General features: G+C 39.9%; 14 protein-coding genes. 13 read left to right on the top strand and 1 reads right to left on the bottom strand.

Annotated elements, in window-relative coordinates:
- Positions 1-2: 2 nt before the first annotated feature.
- From AB3G38_RS12415 to AB3G38_RS12355, 13 genes are all read left to right on the top strand, one after another.
- Positions 3-431 (top strand): FtsL-like putative cell division protein, encoded by a 429-nt coding sequence (locus AB3G38_RS12415; RefSeq protein ID WP_068395002.1) that lies wholly within the window; start codon positions 3-5, stop codon positions 429-431.
- Positions 421-2,520, top strand: coding sequence for a penicillin-binding protein (locus AB3G38_RS12410; RefSeq protein ID WP_367864236.1), 2,100 nt, complete (start codon positions 421-423; stop codon positions 2,518-2,520). The genes AB3G38_RS12415 and AB3G38_RS12410 overlap by 11 nt, the downstream gene beginning before the upstream one ends.
- Position 2,521: 1 nt before the next feature.
- Positions 2,522-3,979, top strand: a complete 1,458-nt coding sequence (locus AB3G38_RS12405; protein WP_367864235.1) for a UDP-N-acetylmuramoyl-L-alanyl-D-glutamate--2,6-diaminopimelate ligase — start codon at positions 2,522-2,524, stop codon at positions 3,977-3,979.
- On the top strand, positions 3,979-5,226 hold the full coding sequence (mraY, locus tag AB3G38_RS12400) for a phospho-N-acetylmuramoyl-pentapeptide-transferase (protein ID WP_367864234.1): 1,248 nt from the start codon (positions 3,979-3,981) through the stop codon (positions 5,224-5,226). Before AB3G38_RS12405 ends, mraY begins: the two co-directional genes overlap by 1 nt.
- Positions 5,226-6,569, top strand: a complete 1,344-nt coding sequence (murD, locus tag AB3G38_RS12395) for a UDP-N-acetylmuramoyl-L-alanine--D-glutamate ligase (protein WP_367864233.1) — start codon at positions 5,226-5,228, stop codon at positions 6,567-6,569. Before mraY ends, murD begins: the two co-directional genes overlap by 1 nt.
- A 2-nt stretch (positions 6,570-6,571) precedes the next feature.
- Positions 6,572-7,780, top strand: coding sequence for an FtsW/RodA/SpoVE family cell cycle protein (locus AB3G38_RS12390; RefSeq protein WP_367864232.1), 1,209 nt, complete (start codon positions 6,572-6,574; stop codon positions 7,778-7,780).
- A 10-nt stretch (positions 7,781-7,790) separates the two neighbouring features.
- The gene (murG, locus tag AB3G38_RS12385) at positions 7,791-8,903 is read left to right on the top strand and encodes an undecaprenyldiphospho-muramoylpentapeptide beta-N-acetylglucosaminyltransferase (RefSeq protein ID WP_367864231.1); all 1,113 of its coding nucleotides are present in this window, start codon (positions 7,791-7,793) and stop codon (positions 8,901-8,903) included.
- The gene (gene murC / locus AB3G38_RS12380) at positions 8,904-10,259 is read left to right on the top strand and encodes a UDP-N-acetylmuramate--L-alanine ligase (protein WP_367864230.1); all 1,356 of its coding nucleotides are present in this window, start codon (positions 8,904-8,906) and stop codon (positions 10,257-10,259) included.
- The gene (locus AB3G38_RS12375; RefSeq protein ID WP_367864229.1) at positions 10,252-11,481 is read left to right on the top strand and encodes a cell division protein FtsQ; all 1,230 of its coding nucleotides are present in this window, start codon (positions 10,252-10,254) and stop codon (positions 11,479-11,481) included. The genes murC and AB3G38_RS12375 overlap by 8 nt, the downstream gene beginning before the upstream one ends.
- A gap of 27 nt (positions 11,482-11,508) precedes the next feature.
- Positions 11,509-12,870 carry a cell division protein FtsA gene (ftsA, locus tag AB3G38_RS12370; protein WP_068395018.1) on the top strand — a complete coding sequence of 454 codons (1,362 nt, stop codon included), beginning with the start codon at positions 11,509-11,511 and terminating at the stop codon, positions 12,868-12,870.
- A 129-nt stretch (positions 12,871-12,999) separates the two neighbouring features.
- Positions 13,000-14,631: a cell division protein FtsZ gene (ftsZ, locus tag AB3G38_RS12365; protein WP_367864228.1), complete on the top strand. Its 1,632-nt coding sequence runs from the start codon at positions 13,000-13,002 to the stop codon at positions 14,629-14,631.
- A 173-nt stretch (positions 14,632-14,804) separates the two neighbouring features.
- Entirely contained in the window at positions 14,805-16,046 is a 1,242-nt protein-coding gene (locus AB3G38_RS12360) for an aminotransferase class I/II-fold pyridoxal phosphate-dependent enzyme (RefSeq protein WP_367864227.1), read from the top strand.
- Positions 16,047-16,308: 262 nt separating this feature from the next.
- Entirely contained in the window at positions 16,309-16,488 is a 180-nt protein-coding gene (locus tag AB3G38_RS12355; RefSeq protein WP_068395023.1) for a histone H1, read from the top strand.
- Between the two features lie 78 nt (positions 16,489-16,566).
- On the opposite strand, the gene dapA is transcribed toward AB3G38_RS12355, so the two are convergent.
- Positions 16,567-17,448, bottom strand: a complete 882-nt coding sequence (gene dapA, locus AB3G38_RS12350) for a 4-hydroxy-tetrahydrodipicolinate synthase (protein WP_367864226.1) — start codon at positions 17,446-17,448, stop codon at positions 16,567-16,569.
- Positions 17,449-17,452: the final 4 nt, after the last annotated feature.

The following is a 17,452-nucleotide window of genomic DNA, read 5'->3' as shown; positions in this document are numbered from 1 at the left end:
ATATGAACAACCAGTTCAGAGCAGATGAGGTAGAGGACGAAGAGGAATTACCAGAAGAACCGGTAATTCGCTTAAAAAAGCCTAAAAAAGAAAAGAAGGAGTCTGAAAATGCTAACCTTTTCTTTAAAAAGCTTTTTGTGGATGGTGTAGTGACTAAAGAAGCCGCTACTGCCATGTTGCCTTTTCTTATCTTTTTGTCGCTGTTAACGATGCTTTACATCGCAAACAGCCATATGGCGGTTAAAAATATAAGGGATATAGATAAACTTAATAAAGAAGTAAAAGAACTGAGCTGGGAATATAAGTCACTGAAAGCTGATCTAATGTTCAAAAGCAAGTTAACAGAAGTAGCTAAAAAAGTAGATACGTTAGGCATTAAGGAGCTAACAGAGCCTCCTAAAAAAATTATCATAAATAGTGATGAACATTAGAGCTAACATACTATTACGTGTTTATTTGTCCTTCGGACTGATTGTACTGCTTGCCGTGGCAGTATTGGTCAGATTATGCGATGTACAATTTGTAGAGGGGCATAAATGGCGTGCCATGGCCGACAGTCTCTCTACAAAGTATATCAATGTGGATGCTGCACGTGGTAATATTTATTCTAATGATGGAAGCCTGTTAGCTACATCTGTACCAGAGTATGAACTGAGAATGGATTTGTACGCTGGCGGAATTAGTGAGAATAAAGTTTTTTATGCCAAGGTGGATTCTCTGGCTATGAAACTTTCACAGTTTTTTGTGGATAAAACACCAAAGGAATATTCACGTATGCTGCGTACTGCCAGAGCAGACAGCGTCAGATATTTATTGATCAAGCGTAAAGTGAATTATCAGCAGCTCAAAGAATTGAGGACTTTCCCATTATATAATATTGGAAAGTACAGTGGTGGTTTAATGGCCATTCAGCAGAATAAAAGAATTTTGCCTTTTCAGAACCTTGCAAAAAGGACGATCGGGTATAAAAATGAAAACGTTTCCAATGGCGTAGGGCTGGAAGGGGCTTACGGAAATTATATTAATGGGGAAAGTGGTAAAAGATTAGTTCAACGTATTGCTGGTGGTGTCTGGATGCCGGTTAATGATGAGGCTGAAATTGCTCCTAAAGAAGGGGCTGATATCATTTCTACGATCGATATCAATATGCAGGATCTGGCACAGAGCGCATTAGAGAAACAAATGATTAAAAGTGATGCAGATCATGGGACAGTGATTTTGATGGAGGTGGAAACTGGTGAAGTCAGAGCAGTTGCGAATTTTACCAGGGAGAGTGAAGGTGTTTACAAAGAGATGTTCAATTACGCGATAGGTGGAAGCCAGGATCCGGGATCTACTTTTAAACTGGCCTCTTATATGGCTTTGCTGGAAGATAAAAAAATAGATACGAATACTACGGTGGATACTGGAAATGGTGTTTACAGGCTTTATAACCATAATATAAAAGATTCCCATGGGAGCGTAGGAGTGGTCACTGCTAAAAAGGCATTTGAGGTTTCATCCAATACGGCGGTAGCCAAATTTGTTTATAGCGCTTATAAAGATGACCCTAAAGAATTTACGGATCATTTATATAAGATCCATATGAATGAAAAGCTGGGACTGCAAATTCCCGGGGAAACCAAACCTGTCATTAAGAATCCTGCCTATAAATCCTGGAGTGGTCTGACTTTAGCGCAGATGGCTTATGGTTATGAAATGCAGATTACTCCGCTGCAGATTTTGACGTTTTATAATGCCATCGCTAACGATGGAAAATATATAGCACCAATTTTTGTAAAAGAAATCAGAAGGTTGGGAAACCCGATTGAACAGTTTCATGCCAGGGTAATCAGTGAGCGGGTTTGTTCTGAAACGACAGTGAAAAAATTACAGGCGATGCTGGAAGGTGTGGTCACAGAAGGTACTGGTAAACTGATGGGATCTCCGTTTTACCGGGTAGCTGGTAAAACAGGTACTGCACAGGTAGCTGATGGAAATAAAGGTTATAAAGCTAAGAGAAGTTATCAGGCTTCTTTTTGTGGTTACTTCCCGGCTGATAAGCCTAAGTACTCTATTATGGTTTCTATCAACGGACCTAAAAATGGCTATTACGGGGGATCAGTTGCCGGGCCGGTATTTAAAGAAATTGCAGATCGTATTTACGCAAGTGATGCGCAGATGTATAACAATGTGACTGACCATCTGGTTGGAAACACAAAAAGTCCTGAAGCGAAAGCAGGACAGAGTAAGGCAGTGAAAAGTGTTTACAATGCCCTGGGAATTAAAGCCCTTTATGCTGCGAAATCTGACTATTTCAATAGTGTGGATACCAGCAATGGAATTGTTTACCAGGAATATAGTTCTGTGAAAGGTATGATGCCTAATGTAAGCGGAATGGGCTTAAAAGATGCTTTATATCTTTTAGGGAATGCCGGTTTAAAAACACAGGTTAAGGGAAGTGGAAAAGTAATAAGCCAGTCGATTCCTTCAGGGATGAAAATTGGAAGAGGATTATTGGTACAATTAGAATTGAAATAAGATGCAGTTGCAGGATGTTTTATATGGAGTGGCGATTAAAAACCTGATTGGAAAAACCAACAGGGTAATTAGTGCGCTTACGTTTGACTCACGTGAGGTGCAGCAAGGTGCTGTATTTTTTGCGGTAAAGGGAACTTTGTCGGACGGACATACTTTTATTAACCAGACTATTGCTGCCGGAGCAACAGTTATTCTTTGTGAAGAAACACCGGCAGTGGTAAATCCTGAGGTGACTTATATCGTGGTAGAAAATACTTCGGTGGCATTGGGGATAATGGCATCCAATTATTATGGAAATCCTTCTTCTTCGTTGAAACTGGTTGGAATTACCGGAACAAATGGGAAAACAACCATTGCTACTATTTTATTTAAATTATTCAGAGGCCTTGGTTTCCATACCGGATTAATTTCTACGGTACAAAATCAGGTGAATGATCAAATCATTGCGGCTACACATACCACACCAAATCCATTGGCGCTGAATCAGCTCCTGAAGCAAATGGTAGAGCTGGGTTGTACTTACTGCTTTATGGAAGTAAGTTCTCATGCGATGGTGCAACACAGAATAGAAGGATTGACTTTTGCAGGCGGTGTGTTTTCAAACATCACACATGATCATCTTGATTTTCATCAAACATTTGACAATTATATAAAAGCTAAGAAATCATTTTTTGATGGTCTTCCAAAAGGTTCTTTCGCGCTGACCAATTCCGATGATAAAAACGGGATGGTGATGCTTCAGAATACGAAGGCTTCTAAAAAAACTTATGCCTTAAAGCAACTGGCTGATTATAAAGTAAGCATTATTGAAAACAGGTTCAGTGGCCTGAATCTTGAAATTGACCATACCGATGTGTTTTTCAAACTGGTAGGTTCATTCAATGCTTATAACCTGGCTGCCGTTTATGGTACGGCTATTTTATTGGGTCAGGATAAGCTTCAGGTATTAACGCTATTGAGCAACTTAACTGGTGCTGAAGGCAGATTTGAAGAAATACCTAACTCCAAACAGATTATTGGCCTGGTGGATTATGCACATACACCTGACGCTGTTCAGAATGTATTGAGTACAATTCATGATATCAGAAAAGGGACAGAGCAGGTAATTACAGTAATTGGTTGCGGTGGAGACAGAGATAAAACCAAACGTCCGGTAATGGCTCAGGTAGCTTGTGACTGGAGCGATAAAGTAATCCTGACTTCAGATAATCCAAGAACGGAAGATCCGCATCAGATTCTGGCGGATATGGAAGCTGGTGTATCGCCAACTAACCGCAGAAAAACATTAACGATTGCAGACCGCAAGGAAGCTATAAAAACAGCTTGTCATTTAGCCAGACCAGGTGATATTATCCTGATTGCGGGTAAAGGACATGAAAAATACCAGGATATCAATGGAGTAAAGTATCATTTTGATGATAAAGAAGTGTTAATGGAACAATTAAACTTAATCAGCTAATGCTATATTATCTATTTGAATATTTAAATGCACATTACGAATTTCCTGGATTAAGGTTGTTCCAGTATATTACTTTCCGTACTTCACTGGCGATTATCATTTCGTTGATTATTACCACTGTTTTCGGAAGAAGAATTATCAACTATCTGCACAAAATGCAGGTGGGGGAAACAGTAAGGAATTTAGGTCTGGAAGGACAAATGCAGAAACAAGGTACGCCAACTATGGGCGGGGTAATGATTCTGATGGGTATCCTGATCCCGACTTTATTACTGGCCAACCTGACTAATGTATACGTGTTACTGATGATTGTAACGACGGTATGGATGGGAGCAGTAGGTTTTGTGGATGATTATATTAAAGTATTTAAGAAAAATAAAGAAGGCCTTGCAGGAAGGTTTAAAATTGTCGGACAGGTAGGATTAGCGTTAATCATTGGCTGGACGATGTATTTCAATCCTAATATCGTAGTCAGACAAACTGTGGATGAAACCGGGGTGAGCAAAAATTCGGCGCCGATGGTATTGAGACAAAAGGGAGAGAAATTCTATTACACACAGGATGTAAAATCAACAATTACCAATATTCCTTTTTATAAAAATAATGAATTTGATTATGCTAAGGTACTTAAGTTTTTAGGCCCTGGTTATGAGAAATATGCAGTTTTCGTTTTTATCCTTTTTGTGGTGATTATCATCACAGCGGTTTCTAACGGCGCAAATTTAACGGATGGAATAGATGGCCTGGCAACGGGTACTTCTGCGATTATAGGGATTACGCTGGGCTTACTGGCTTACGTTTCGGGTAATACGGTGATTGCGGATTACCTGAATATCCTGTATATCCCCAATTCCGGTGAGCTGATGATTTTTGCGGGTGCATTTGTGGGCGCTTGTGTCGGATTTTTGTGGTATAATTCTTACCCTGCACAGGTTTTTATGGGGGATACAGGAAGTCTCGCTATTGGTGGGATTATCGCTGCTCTGGCAATTATGATCAGGAAAGAATTACTGATCCCGATTTTATGCGGGGTATTCCTGATTGAGGTAACTTCGGTTATGCTCCAGGTATCTTACTTTAAATATACTAAAAGGCGCTTTGGAGAGGGCAGAAGGATTTTTCTGATGTCGCCGTTGCACCACCATTACCAGAAAAAAGGATACCATGAAGCGAAAATTGTTACACGCTTCTGGATTGTAGGAATATTATTGGCCATCATCACCATCATCACTTTAAAACTGAGATAATGGAAAAGCAAAGAATCGTCATACTTGGAGCTGGTGAAAGCGGGGTAGGTGCAGCAATATTGGCACAGAAGCAGGGCTTTGATGTTTTTGTTTCAGATTTCGGGGCAATTGCCGGCCGTTATAAAGAAACATTAGTGGAACTGAATATTGCATTTGAAGAGAAGCAGCATACAGCTTCATCAATCATGAATGCAAATGAAGTGATCAAGAGCCCTGGAATTGCTGATTCTGTATCTATTATCAAAGAACTGAAGAAGAAAAATATTCCGGTGATCTCAGAAATTGAGTTTGCTAAAAGATATACAACGGCAAAAACTATTTGTATTACCGGTTCAAATGGTAAAACAACCACAACGATGCTGACTTACCATATCCTTAAAAAAGCAGGCTTAAATGTTGGCCTTGCAGGTAACATAGGACATAGTTTTGCAGCACAGGTAGCGACAGAGAATTTCGATTGGTATGTACTGGAAATATCGAGCTTTATGCTGGATGATATGTATGATTTCAGAGCTGATATCGCTGTACTTTTAAACATTACGCCTGACCATCTGGACAGGTACGATTACAAAATGACAAATTACGCAGCTTCAAAAATGCGTATTGTACAGAATCAGAGACCTGAAGATCATTTTATCTTTTGTGCCGATGATGAAGAAACCCTGAAGGCTTTAAAAGGCACGAAGGTGAATTCACAGAAATGTCCATTCTCTATTCGTAAAAAGGTAGAGGGCGGAGCTTATCTGGAAGGCAACAATATTCATATCAATATAAATCCAAAAGACCATTTAACCATGTCAATTTCAGAGTTAGCTTTACAAGGCAAGCATAATATCTACAACTCTATGGCTTCGGGCATAGTCGCTAAAGTGTTGGAAATCCGCAATGCGACCATCAGAGAAAGTATGGGAGATATTAAAAATATTGAACACCGGTTAGAGCATGTCGCCAGGATTTCGGGTGTGGATTACATCAATGATTCAAAAGCAACCAATGTGAATTCTACCTGGTATGCGCTGGAAAGTGTAAATACCGACGTGATCCTGATTATGGGTGGTGTGGATAAGGGTAATGATTATGATATGCTGAAAGACCTGGTGAAGCAAAAAGTGAAAGCTATTGTTTGCCTGGGTAAAAATAATAAACGTATTCACGAAGCTTTTGAGAATGATGTGGAAATTATTGTCAATACGTTCTCTGCAAATGAAGCCGTACAGGTAGCTTATCACCTGGCAACAAAAGGGAATACCGTGTTGTTGTCACCAGCTTGTGCAAGTTTTGATTTGTTTAAGAATTATGAAGACCGTGGAAACCAATTCAAAATGGCTGTAAAAGAATTATAAAAATGGGTACAGTACAGGCGCTTTTAGAGAAAACAAAAGGGGACCGCTGGATATGGCTGATCATTATCCTGTTGTCTCTGATCTCTATTTTTGCGGTTTATAGTGCAACTGGAACACTAGCTTATAAACAGGGCAAAACTGTAGAGAAAATACTGCTCACCAAACACTTGATTTTTGTGGTGATGGGGATTGGTATGATCTATATTGCGCATTTAGTGGATTATCAATATTATGCTGGGATTTCAAAAATCCTGATGATTATTACGATTCCGCTGTTGTTTTATACGCTGGTTTTCGGAACGAGCCTGAATGATGCTTCCAGGTGGGTTAAGATTCCTATTATCGGATTGACTTTTCAAACCTCCGATTTGGCAAAACTTGCGCTGATTACATTTCTGGCCAGGATGCTGACCAAGAAGCAGGAAAATATTAAAGATGTGAAGACTTCATTTATTCCGATTATGGGCTCTGTTTGTGTGGTCTTTGTTTTGATTGCACTGGCCAATTTATCAACAGCGCTGATGTTGTTTGGGGTAAGTATCTTATTATTAATTATAGGCCGGATCAGTATCAAACAAATCCTGGTGGTTTGTGCCGGCGGTTTTGTGCTGCTGATGTTTGTTGTTTTCCTGGGGCCGAGACGAGAGACTTACAAGTCACGTGTCAATTCTTATTTGCATCCTGAAACTCAGCATTCAGATAAAACATACCAGGCAGATCAGGCTAAAATTGCATTGGCATCTGGTGGGATTTTTGGAAAAGGGCCGGGAAATAGTACCCAGCGTAACTTCCTGCCTCATCCCTATTCCGATTTTATCTTTGCGATTATCGTAGAGGAGTATGGTTTGTTTGGGGCATTGATTATTATCGTCCTGTACCTGGTACTGCTGTACCGGTGCGTCAGGATTGTCACGCAGAGTCCGAAGGCCTTTGGGGCACTGCTCGCCGCCGGACTGAGTTTTAGTTTGACGATACAGGCTTTTGCAAACATGGCGGTAGCCGTAGGTTTAGGACCCGTAACAGGTGTCCCTTTGCCGTTAGTAAGCATGGGTGGTACTTCGATGATTTTCACGAGTATCGCTTTTGGAATTATCCTGAGCGTAAGCAGGGATGTAGAAGAGAATGGTAAAAAAGGGTTAAGCGAAGATCTGGCTAAACCAGCAAGTAAAGTAAATAAAGTGATTGTAGGTGAGTTACCTGCAATGACATAAAATATATAAAATGGGACCAACAAAAATAATCATTTCAGGAGGCGGTACTGGCGGACATATTTTTCCTGCCATTGCGATCGCAAATGCGCTCAAACGCATAGAGCCTGAGTGTGAAATATTATTTGTAGGCGCAACAGGCAGAATGGAAATGGAAAAAGTTCCTGCTGCCGGGTACAAAATTGTAGGCTTGAATATCAGTGGGATTCAAAGGGGATCAATACTCAAAAATCTCAGTTTACCTTTTAAACTGATTGACAGCATGCAAAAAGCATTGAAGCTGATTGCAACCTTTAAGCCTGATGTGGTAGTTGGTGTTGGTGGTTATGCTTCGGGGCCGATTTTATTTGCGGCTTCCTGGAAGAATGTTCCATACCTGATACAAGAGCAGAATTCATATGCTGGTATGACCAACAAAAGACTAGGGAAAAAGGCTTCGAAAATATGTGTTGCTTTTGATGGAATGGAGCAATTCTTTCCGGCTGATCGTATATTAAAAACGGGTAATCCGGTACGTAAAGATGTAGTTGAGATTTACAATAAGCGTTTCCACGGATCGGAATTGCTGAAACTGGATCCGCTAAAGAAAACTGTTCTGGTTACAGGGGGGAGTCTTGGTGCTGCCACATTGAATAAAAGTATTGAAAAGCATTTACAGGATTTTATAGCTCAGGATGTACAGTTAATCTGGCAAACTGGTAAATATTATTATGCAGGAATTATACAGCGTCTTGGCGCAAGTTTTCATCCGAATGTACGGATACTGGAATTTCTGAATCAGATGGATCTGGCTTATGCAGCTGCCGATGTGATTATCTCAAGAGCGGGAGCAGGAACAATTGCTGAACTCTGCCTGATTAAAAAACCAGTAATCCTGGTGCCTTCGCCTAATGTGGCTGAAGATCATCAGACTAAAAATGCCATGGCATTGGTGAAAAGAAATGCAGCTCTTTTAATCAATGACCGCTCTGCGGAGGATACTTTGGTTACGCAGGCGCTGGAATTATTAAAAGATGAAGTTCGTTGTGAACAGTTGTCGGTAAATATCGGGGAGATGGCTTTGCCACAAGCTGATGAACTGATTGCAAGCGAAGTATTTAAACTAGCAGTAAAGAAAGATATATAAATGGAACTGGATTTAATCAAACGCGTTTATTTTATTGGTGCCGGTGGTATCGGAATGAGTGCGCTTGCGCGTTACTTTAACAAACGCGGCTGCCTGGTTGGCGGATATGATAAAACCCGGACTGTTTTAACCAGCCACCTGGAAGCGGAAGGAATTCTGATTTCTTATGCGGATGAGCTGAGTACATTGCCTTCGGAATTTGAAGTGACAACGGCAGATACGCTGATTGTCTATACGCCTGCGATTCCGAAAGATTCAGTATTGCTGAATTATTTCAGAGCTAATGGTTTCAATTTGCAGAAACGTTCCCAGGTATTGGGGATCATTAGTAAAGGACAATTTTGTATTGCTGTTGCGGGTACGCATGGTAAAACAACTACCTCTTCTATTGTTGCACATATTCTGACGGATACAGGTTATGGATGTACTGCTTTTTTAGGTGGAATTACCACAAACTATCAAAGTAACTTCCTGCTTGGTGATAACAATGTTGTAGTGGTGGAGGCAGATGAGTATGATCGTTCTTTCTTAACCTTACACCCGGATATCGCAGTGATTACTTCTATGGATGCAGATCACCTGGATATTTATGGAGATGCAGCACAATTAGAGGAATCATTTCAGTTGTTTGCAAAACAGTTAAAGCCTGGGGGAACTTTGTTCTTTAAACAAGGATTACCGATTGCTGAGGGAATAAGTTATGGCAGTGATACAGTTGCTGCTGTACAAGCCTTAAATATCAGGGTAGAGCAAGGGAATTTTGTTTTTGATTATCAGGACGAAAGTGTGAGTATTACGGATATACCGTTGATGCTTCCTGGAAAACATAATGTAGAAAATGCTACTGTAGCGATGGCAGCTGCGTTGAAACTGGGGATTGATCCGGTCAAAGTGAAAGCTGCTGTTGCGAATTTTAAAGGCGTAAAAAGACGTTTTGAATATGTTGTCAGGGAAGATAAGCATATTTATATTGATGACTATGCACATCATCCTGAAGAGTTGCGTGCTTGTTTTCATGCGGTCAGACAATTATATCCGGACAAGAAGATGACTGTTGTATTTCAACCGCATCTTTTTAGCCGTACACGTGACTTCGCAACTGAGTTTGCGGAAGTTTTAAGTACGGTTGATGAATTGTTGCTGCTGGATATTTACCCTGCAAGAGAATTACCGATGGAAGGAATTACTTCCGCATTTTTAAGAGCGAAGCTAACGCTTGAAAACAGTGAGGTGTATTCGAAAGAAGAAGTGCTGAGATATGTAAAGGAAAACCAACCTGAATTATTGGTTACTGTGGGAGCAGGAGATATTGATACTTTGATTCAACCGTTAAAAAATATTTTGACCAATGTTTAAAAGGATTGACTGGAAATTTGTTTTCAAATGTTTTGCCTGGATTTTTTGTCTTGGCGGAATAGTTACCCTTATGAGCTTTATATCGGTAAAAAAACATACTGTCAATGTAACAAATATTAAAATCCTTATCCCTGGAGCAGATAATTTTATCGAAAGAGAGGAAATTGATGCGATATTGAAACAGAGTCAGGGACAATTAATTGGTCGTAAACTGGAAGGCATTAACCTGCACGCAATTGAAGAAAAAATTAAGTCAAATCCCTATATAGCTTTGTCTACAGTTTATGCAGATATGGACGGTGTAATTCATATTGAAATTAGTCAGAGACAACCTTTATTGAGAATTATAAGTTCGAGCGGACAAGATTTTTATATCGATAAATATGGACTTAAAATGCCTGTGTCTCCGAACTTTACGGCAAATGTTGTGGTCGCAAATGGTAAGATTCTGGAGCACTTTAGTGGCAGGGTAGATACCTTGATTACCAAGATGGCTTCAGATTTGTATAAAACGGCATTGTTTTTGAAAAAAGATACTTTGTGGGACTCACAAATTGAACAAATATTTGTTAATGATAAAGATGATATCGAATTGATACCAAGAGTGGGTAACCAGCGTATCATTTTAGGAAATGCGGATTCTCTTCAAACGAAAATGACCAACCTGAGGACCTTTTATAAAGAGGCCATGCCAAAGGTAGGATGGGACACGTATAAAACCATAAACATAAAATACACCAATCAGATTGTTTGTGAAAAAAGCAATATGGATTCCATATTGGGGTCGGCTGGTAAAACCAGACCTGCAAAACCAACAATTGCTTCTGCAAGGAAAGTAATGGATTCGCTGGTGAGGGCTGAGGTTGCAGCGGAGCTCCGGAATAATCCACAGGGAATTCCAGAGGGTGAGTCTGCGGAAAAAGTAAATACGCCGGCTGTAGTTAAAGCGACACCAAAACCAGGGATGGTGATCCATAAACCGGTAAAGGTTGTGCCGCGTCCGGCAAAAGCTGCCGTAGTGAAACCGGTACATAAACCTGTAAAAACAGAAAATAAGCCAGTAACGCCTGAAAAAAAGTGGGTGAAACCTGAGCATAAACCAGTGAAAGCTGGACAAAAATCAGTAAAGGCTGTCATTAAGCCAGCTGTAGCAAAACCAGTAAAAGCTAAAGTGACAACAAAACCAGTAAAAGAAACAAAACACACCAGTGATAATAATTAGTATATAATTCGACAAATAAATATAGTTATGGGCAAAGAAAAAACCACCGTTCAGTCTCCAATTGTAGTGGGGTTGGACATCGGTACCACAAAAATCTGTGTGATAGTTGGTCGCAGAACACAGCATGGCAAGATTGAGGTTTTGGGTATTGGGAAAGCAGAGTCTGCGGGCGTAACCCGTGGTGTGGTTTCCAACATACAAAAAACTGTACAGGGTATTTCACAGGCCGTTGAATTGGCGAGCGGTCAGTCCAATGTGGAAGTACGTGTTGTAAATGTTGGTATTGCAGGTCAGCATATCAAGAGTTTGCAGCACCGTGGAATCCTGACCAGAAGAGAACTGAATAATGAGATCAGTAAAAAAGATCTGGATAAGTTAATTGATGATATGTTCAAACTGGTTATGCCCCCGGGAGAAGAGATCATTCATGTACTGCCTCAGGAATTTACTGTCGATAATGAACCGGGAGTTAAAGATCCGATTGGTATGGCAGGTGTTCGTTTAGAAGCGAATTTCCATATCATTTCAGGTCAGGTAACCGCGGTGAAAAATATTATGAGATGTGTAACCAATGCTGGTTTACAAACTCAGGAACTGATTTTAGAGCCGCTTGCATCTTCAGAATCTGTTTTAAGTGATGAAGAAAAAGAAGCTGGAATTGCTTTGGTGGATATAGGTGGTGGTACTACTGATATCGCTATTTTCCATGAAGGTATTATCCGTCATACTGCGGTTATCCCTTTCGGTGGAAATAGTGTGACTGAAGATATTCGTGAAGGCTGTTCAGTAATGAGAAATCAGGCTGAACTGTTGAAGACACGTTTCGGTTCTGCTTTAGCTGAAGAAAATAAAGAAAACGAAATTATTTGTGTACCAGGTCTGCGTGGCAGAGAACCAAAAGAAATTTCAGTAAAAAACCTTGCTTATGTGATCCAGGCCCGTATGGAAGAAATCATTGAGCACGTTTATTACGAGATAAAATCTTCTGGTTATGAGAAAAAACTAATCGGTGGTGTAGTAATTACCGGTGGCGGAGCGTTATTAAAGCATCTCTCTCAATTGGTTGAATATGTTACAGGACTGGATTGTCGTGTAGGTTATCCGAATGAACATTTGTCGAAATATGAGGATATGCCAAAAACTATTTATGATGACCTGAAAAGCCCGATGTACGCGACCAGTGTTGGCTTGCTGATTAAAGGAATTCAAAAAGCTGAAGAGTTAATTGAAGAGTTGAAGCAGCCTGGTGTTTATGTCGAGAGACCAGCAGTTGTAAAAGATAAAGTGAAGCGCCCGGGAGGTGGATTATTTGATAAATTACTGGCAAAAACCAAGGATTTCATCAAAGACGACATGAACGTAAGCGATGAGGATTATATAAAACCGTAATATTTATCCACAATGGACGATTTTTCCACATTTTTAACACTTGTGGAAAACGTGTGTTGAAAAAGTGTTAATATTACATTGAGAGATGAACAGGTAAAACCAATTTTTAAGTAACTGATTCATAAATATATGTATTTTGAAATGTTAAAAGATAAGTCATCAATCATCAAGGTAATTGGTGTTGGTGGCGGTGGTGGTAATGCGGTTAACCATATGTACCGTCAAGGAATTGCAGGTGTAGACTTTATAATCTGTAACACTGATGCCCAGGCATTGGAGTTCAGTCCTATACCGAATAAAGTACAGTTGGGTGCAAGTTTGACCGAAGGAATGGGTGCAGGCTCAATTCCGGAAGTGGGGAAAAATTCGGCTATTGAAAATATAGACGATATCAAAAGCATGTTAGGCAGTACTACAAAAATGCTGTTTATTACTGCGGGTATGGGTGGCGGAACAGGAACTGGTGCTAGTCCGATCATTGCGCAGGCAGCGAAAGAACTTGACATTTTAACTGTTGCTATTATCACAACCCCTTTCTCTTTCGAAGGTAAAAGACGTAAAATGCAGGCTGAAGATGGTCTGGATGAACTGAAGAAATACGTGGATTCTTATCTGGTTATTTCTAATGATCGTTTACGTGAAATATTTGGTAACCTCACTTTAGGTTCCGCTTTCGCACAGGCAGATGATATTTTAACTACTGCAGCAAAAGGTATTGCCGAAATTATAACAGTTCCGGGTTATATCAACGTGGATTTCAAGGATGTGCGTACAGTGATGAAAGACAGCGGTGTTTCTATCATGGGTAGTTTTGCCTGTGAAGGGGAAAACCGTGCTTTGAGTGCTGTTGAAGGTGCATTAGCTTCTCCGCTGTTGAAAGACAATGAGATTGAAGGAGCAAGATACATCCTGCTGAACATCAGTTCCGGTTTAAAAGAAGTGACCATGGATGAAGTGGCTATTATCACGGATTATATTCAGGATAAGGCTGGTTTAACTGCAGATTTGATCTGGGGTAACTGTATTGACGAAAATCTGGGTGAAAAACTTTCAGTAACGATTATTGCGACAGGGTTCCAGACTACGGAACAACGTGCACATGATAAAAAGAACGTAAAGAAAATTTCTTTGCTGACTCCTGAAGAAGCTCCGCTGGTAAAACCATTAGAGCCTGTTAACTCATTTATTGAGCCAAAAGCAGGTGCTTACACGAATGAACCGGTGATGAAACTGAAAGATGATCTGAAACAATCTGATCTGTTCGGTGACATGTACAGTGGGAACAGGAACAGAAGAGATGACGCGGATAGCGGAATTATCAGACATACTTTAGTAGAAGAAGAATCTGCACCTGCGGAAAATAAACAGGAAGCAGGAACAGATTTTGAATTGAAAACATCAGAAACTGATTTCGTTTTTGAAGCACCTAAATCAAATTATAATGAACCTGCTGTGCCTGCACAAGAGGAAATCATTGTACCTGGTCTGGATGATGACAAAAGTGATGAATCTATTGAAGACCAGCTGAAAAAATCTAAAGAAAGGATTATGAGGCTGAAAGATCTGAGCATGAAATTGCGTACAACCAATGGATTGCAGGAGCTTGAAAACGAACCTGCTTATAAACGTAAACAAACGCAGTTGCAACAGGTACAGCATTCTTCGGAATCGCAGGTATCTAGGTTTACTTTAAGCAATGATGAGGAAGGCAGTACAGAGATCAGACCTAACAATTCATTTCTTCATGATAACGTTGATTAATCAATCGCTATAGAAAAATAAATTAAAAGCCTTAGCAATTCATTGTTAAGGCTTTTTTGGCATAATAATGGATTGCTGGACAGCGGGATTACTGGTTTTCAGGCAATCTTGTATTTCAGCCCCAGAAAGCTTAAATTTGCATAAAATAATAAGACAACTTAAAGACAGATACATTGGATATTTTTGAAAAGATAGCAAAGCATATGGGCCCGCTTGGGCAACACCAAAAATGGTCACATGGATATTTTTCCTTTCCGAAGTTAGAAGGAGCCATTGCGCCGCATATGAATTTTCGGGGTAAAGAACATTTGGTTTGGAGTTTAAATAATTATCTGGGATTAGCTAATCACCCGGAAGTAAGGGAAGCGGATGCAAAAGGTGCAGCCGATTTTGGTATGGCTTATCCGATGGGTGCCAGAATGATGTCTGGAAATTCTAAATATCATGAGCAATTAGAACAGGAACTTGCAGAATTTGTTGGTAAGCCTGATGCATTCCTGCTGAACTATGGTTACCAGGGAATGTTGTCTATCATTGATTGTCTGGTAGACAGAAATGATGTGATTGTTTATGATGGAGAGTGCCATGCTTGTATTATCGATGGTTTGCGTCTTCATTTAGGTAAACGTTTTGTTTATCAGCATAATGATATTGACAGCGCCCGCAAACAACTGGAACGTGCTACTAAATTGGTAGACAGCTCAGGAGGAGGTATTCTTGTGATTACTGAAGGGGTTTTCGGAATGTCTGGTGCACAGGGTAAACTAAAGGAAATTATTGAATTGAAAAAAGACTTCAATTTCCGTTTGTTAATTGATGATGCACATGGATTTGGTACAATGGGTAAAACTGGTGCCGGAACACATGAAGAACAGGATTGTATTGAAGGTGTGGATATCTATTTCGGAACATTCGCAAAGTCAATGGCCGGAATCGGTGCTTTTGTTGCTTCTTCAGAAGAAATAACTAATTTTTTCCGTTATAACATGCGTTCTCAGACTTTTGCGAAAGCATTGCCAATGCCAATGGTCATTGGTTTACTGAAGCGTTTAGAACTGCTTAAAAATAATCCTGAGCTTAGAGAGAAACTCTGGAATATCGCAACTACTTTACAGAAAGGATTAAGAGCACGTGGTTTTGATTTAGGAATTACCAATACGATGGTTACTCCTGTATTTTTAAAAGGTGAATTGCTGCAGGCTACTGCATTGACAATGGATCTTCGCGAAAACTATAGTATCTTCTGTTCTATTGTCGTGTATCCGGTTATTCCTAAGGGCCTAATTGAACTTAGACTGATACCAACTGCAATGCATACTTTAGAAGACGTGGAGCGCACACTGGAAGCTTTCAGTGAGGTTGCAGAGAAGTTGAAAAGCGGCTATTATAATGACAATAAATTCAGCCCGGAATAGCTGATTTCAATAAATAAAAAAAGGCCCTTTACTTAACTGTAAAGGGCCTTTTTTGTTTTGCTTATTTTGTATCTTGTTGTTTATCAATGATATATCTTATGTTTTTTGATGAATTTGTGAATAACCATGCTTTTTGTGGATAAAAACAGGGTTTTCCTCGTCCTAATTGTGCTATTAATCTTTCATTTATTAGAATAAACCGCTTACATTAGTAATTGAGTATTAATCAACCCTAAAAAATAAACCAAAAAGGTAATTAGAAATGAAAAAATTTGATGAGTTAAAAAAGCTTGTTACCACATTAGAAGCTGATGCAGACAAGTTTTACAACAAAGCCAACAGTGCTGCCGGAACACGTGTCCGTAAAGGAATGCAGGATCTTAAAAACATAGCTCAGGCTATTCGTTTAGAGATTCAGGAGACCAAAAACAAAGAGGCTTAAACCCATTTTCCTGGTTTGAATTTTATAGCGCCCCGGTAATACCGGGGCGTTTTTTTTAGCGCTGTTTTAAGCTGAAGCTTAAAGGCTGATTTGTTTGATTTGAGTGCTGATCAGCTGAACGAGGCGGCCGGATGCGGGTACTAATGGTAAACGTACCTGATCGCCACAAATGTTAAAGTATTTTAAAGCAGCTTTAATTCCTGCCGGGTTACCTTCTTCGAAAACCAGCCTTGTGAATTCAACTACTTTCAGGTGAAGTACCTGAGCAGCTTTGAAATCACCTTTAAGAGATAATCTGATCATTTCTGAGAATAAAAGAGGGAATGCATTTCCAATTACAGAAATTACACCTGCTGCGCCTAATGAAATCATGGGTAAGGCAACAGGATCATCACCAGAGATCAATAAGAAGTCTGCTGGTTTATCTCTCATAATCTGATTGAACTGGTCAAAGCTTCCTGAGGCTTCTTTGGTTCCGATTATATTTTTACAGTCTGTTGCTAAACGGCAGGTTGTTTCTGCACTTACATTACTTGCAGTACGGCCCGGGACATTGTAAAGCAATACATCCAGGTCTGTAGACTCACTGATTGCTTTATAGTGCTGATATATTCCTTCTTGTGTAGGTTTATTATAGTATGGACTTGCTGAAAGTATCGCGTCATAACCTGAAGCGTCAAATTCTTTGATCTCCTGAATAACTTCTGCTGTATTGTTACCGCCGATACCAGCAATCAATGGTAATCTGCCGTTGTTTATTTCTGCTGTAAATGCCGAGATCTTCTTCTTTTCGTCCTTATTGAGTGTTGCTGTTTCACCTGTAGTACCTAACGATACCAGGTATTCTACCTTACCGTCAATCTGATAGTTGATCAGTTTTTTCAAACCGTCGTAATCTACCGATCCGTCTGTGTTAAATGGTGTAACGAGAGCTACACCTGTTCCATGAAATTTGTTCATTTTT

The organism is Pedobacter sp. WC2423, from assembly GCF_040822065.1.
GTDB lineage: Bacteria > Bacteroidota > Bacteroidia > Sphingobacteriales > Sphingobacteriaceae > Pedobacter.
The sequence above is the reverse complement of the archived record's forward strand: the minus strand, read 5'-3'. Positions and strand labels throughout refer to the sequence as shown.

Bases quoted from the DNA above. Each gene is read 5' to 3' on its own strand.
- murG (WP_367864231.1), top strand. From the start codon at position 7,791: ATGGGACCAACAAAAATAATCATTTCAGGAGGCGGTACTGGCGGACAT.
- ftsA (WP_068395018.1), top strand. From the start codon at position 11,509: ATGGGCAAAGAAAAAACCACCGTTCAGTCTCCAATTGTAGTGGGGTTG.
- AB3G38_RS12355 (WP_068395023.1), top strand. From the start codon at position 16,309: ATGAAAAAATTTGATGAGTTAAAAAAGCTTGTTACCACATTAGAAGCT.
- murC (WP_367864230.1), top strand. From the start codon at position 8,904: ATGGAACTGGATTTAATCAAACGCGTTTATTTTATTGGTGCCGGTGGT.
- mraY (WP_367864234.1), top strand. From the start codon at position 3,979: ATGCTATATTATCTATTTGAATATTTAAATGCACATTACGAATTTCCT.
- dapA (WP_367864226.1), bottom strand. From the start codon at position 17,448: ATGAACAAATTTCATGGAACAGGTGTAGCTCTCGTTACACCATTTAAC.
- ftsZ (WP_367864228.1), top strand. From the start codon at position 13,000: ATGTATTTTGAAATGTTAAAAGATAAGTCATCAATCATCAAGGTAATT.
- AB3G38_RS12390 (WP_367864232.1), top strand. From the start codon at position 6,572: ATGGGTACAGTACAGGCGCTTTTAGAGAAAACAAAAGGGGACCGCTGG.
- AB3G38_RS12415 (WP_068395002.1), top strand. From the start codon at position 3: ATGAACAACCAGTTCAGAGCAGATGAGGTAGAGGACGAAGAGGAATTA.
- AB3G38_RS12375 (WP_367864229.1), top strand. From the start codon at position 10,252: ATGTTTAAAAGGATTGACTGGAAATTTGTTTTCAAATGTTTTGCCTGG.
- AB3G38_RS12410 (WP_367864236.1), top strand. From the start codon at position 421: ATGAACATTAGAGCTAACATACTATTACGTGTTTATTTGTCCTTCGGA.
- AB3G38_RS12405 (WP_367864235.1), top strand. From the start codon at position 2,522: ATGCAGTTGCAGGATGTTTTATATGGAGTGGCGATTAAAAACCTGATT.
- murD (WP_367864233.1), top strand. From the start codon at position 5,226: ATGGAAAAGCAAAGAATCGTCATACTTGGAGCTGGTGAAAGCGGGGTA.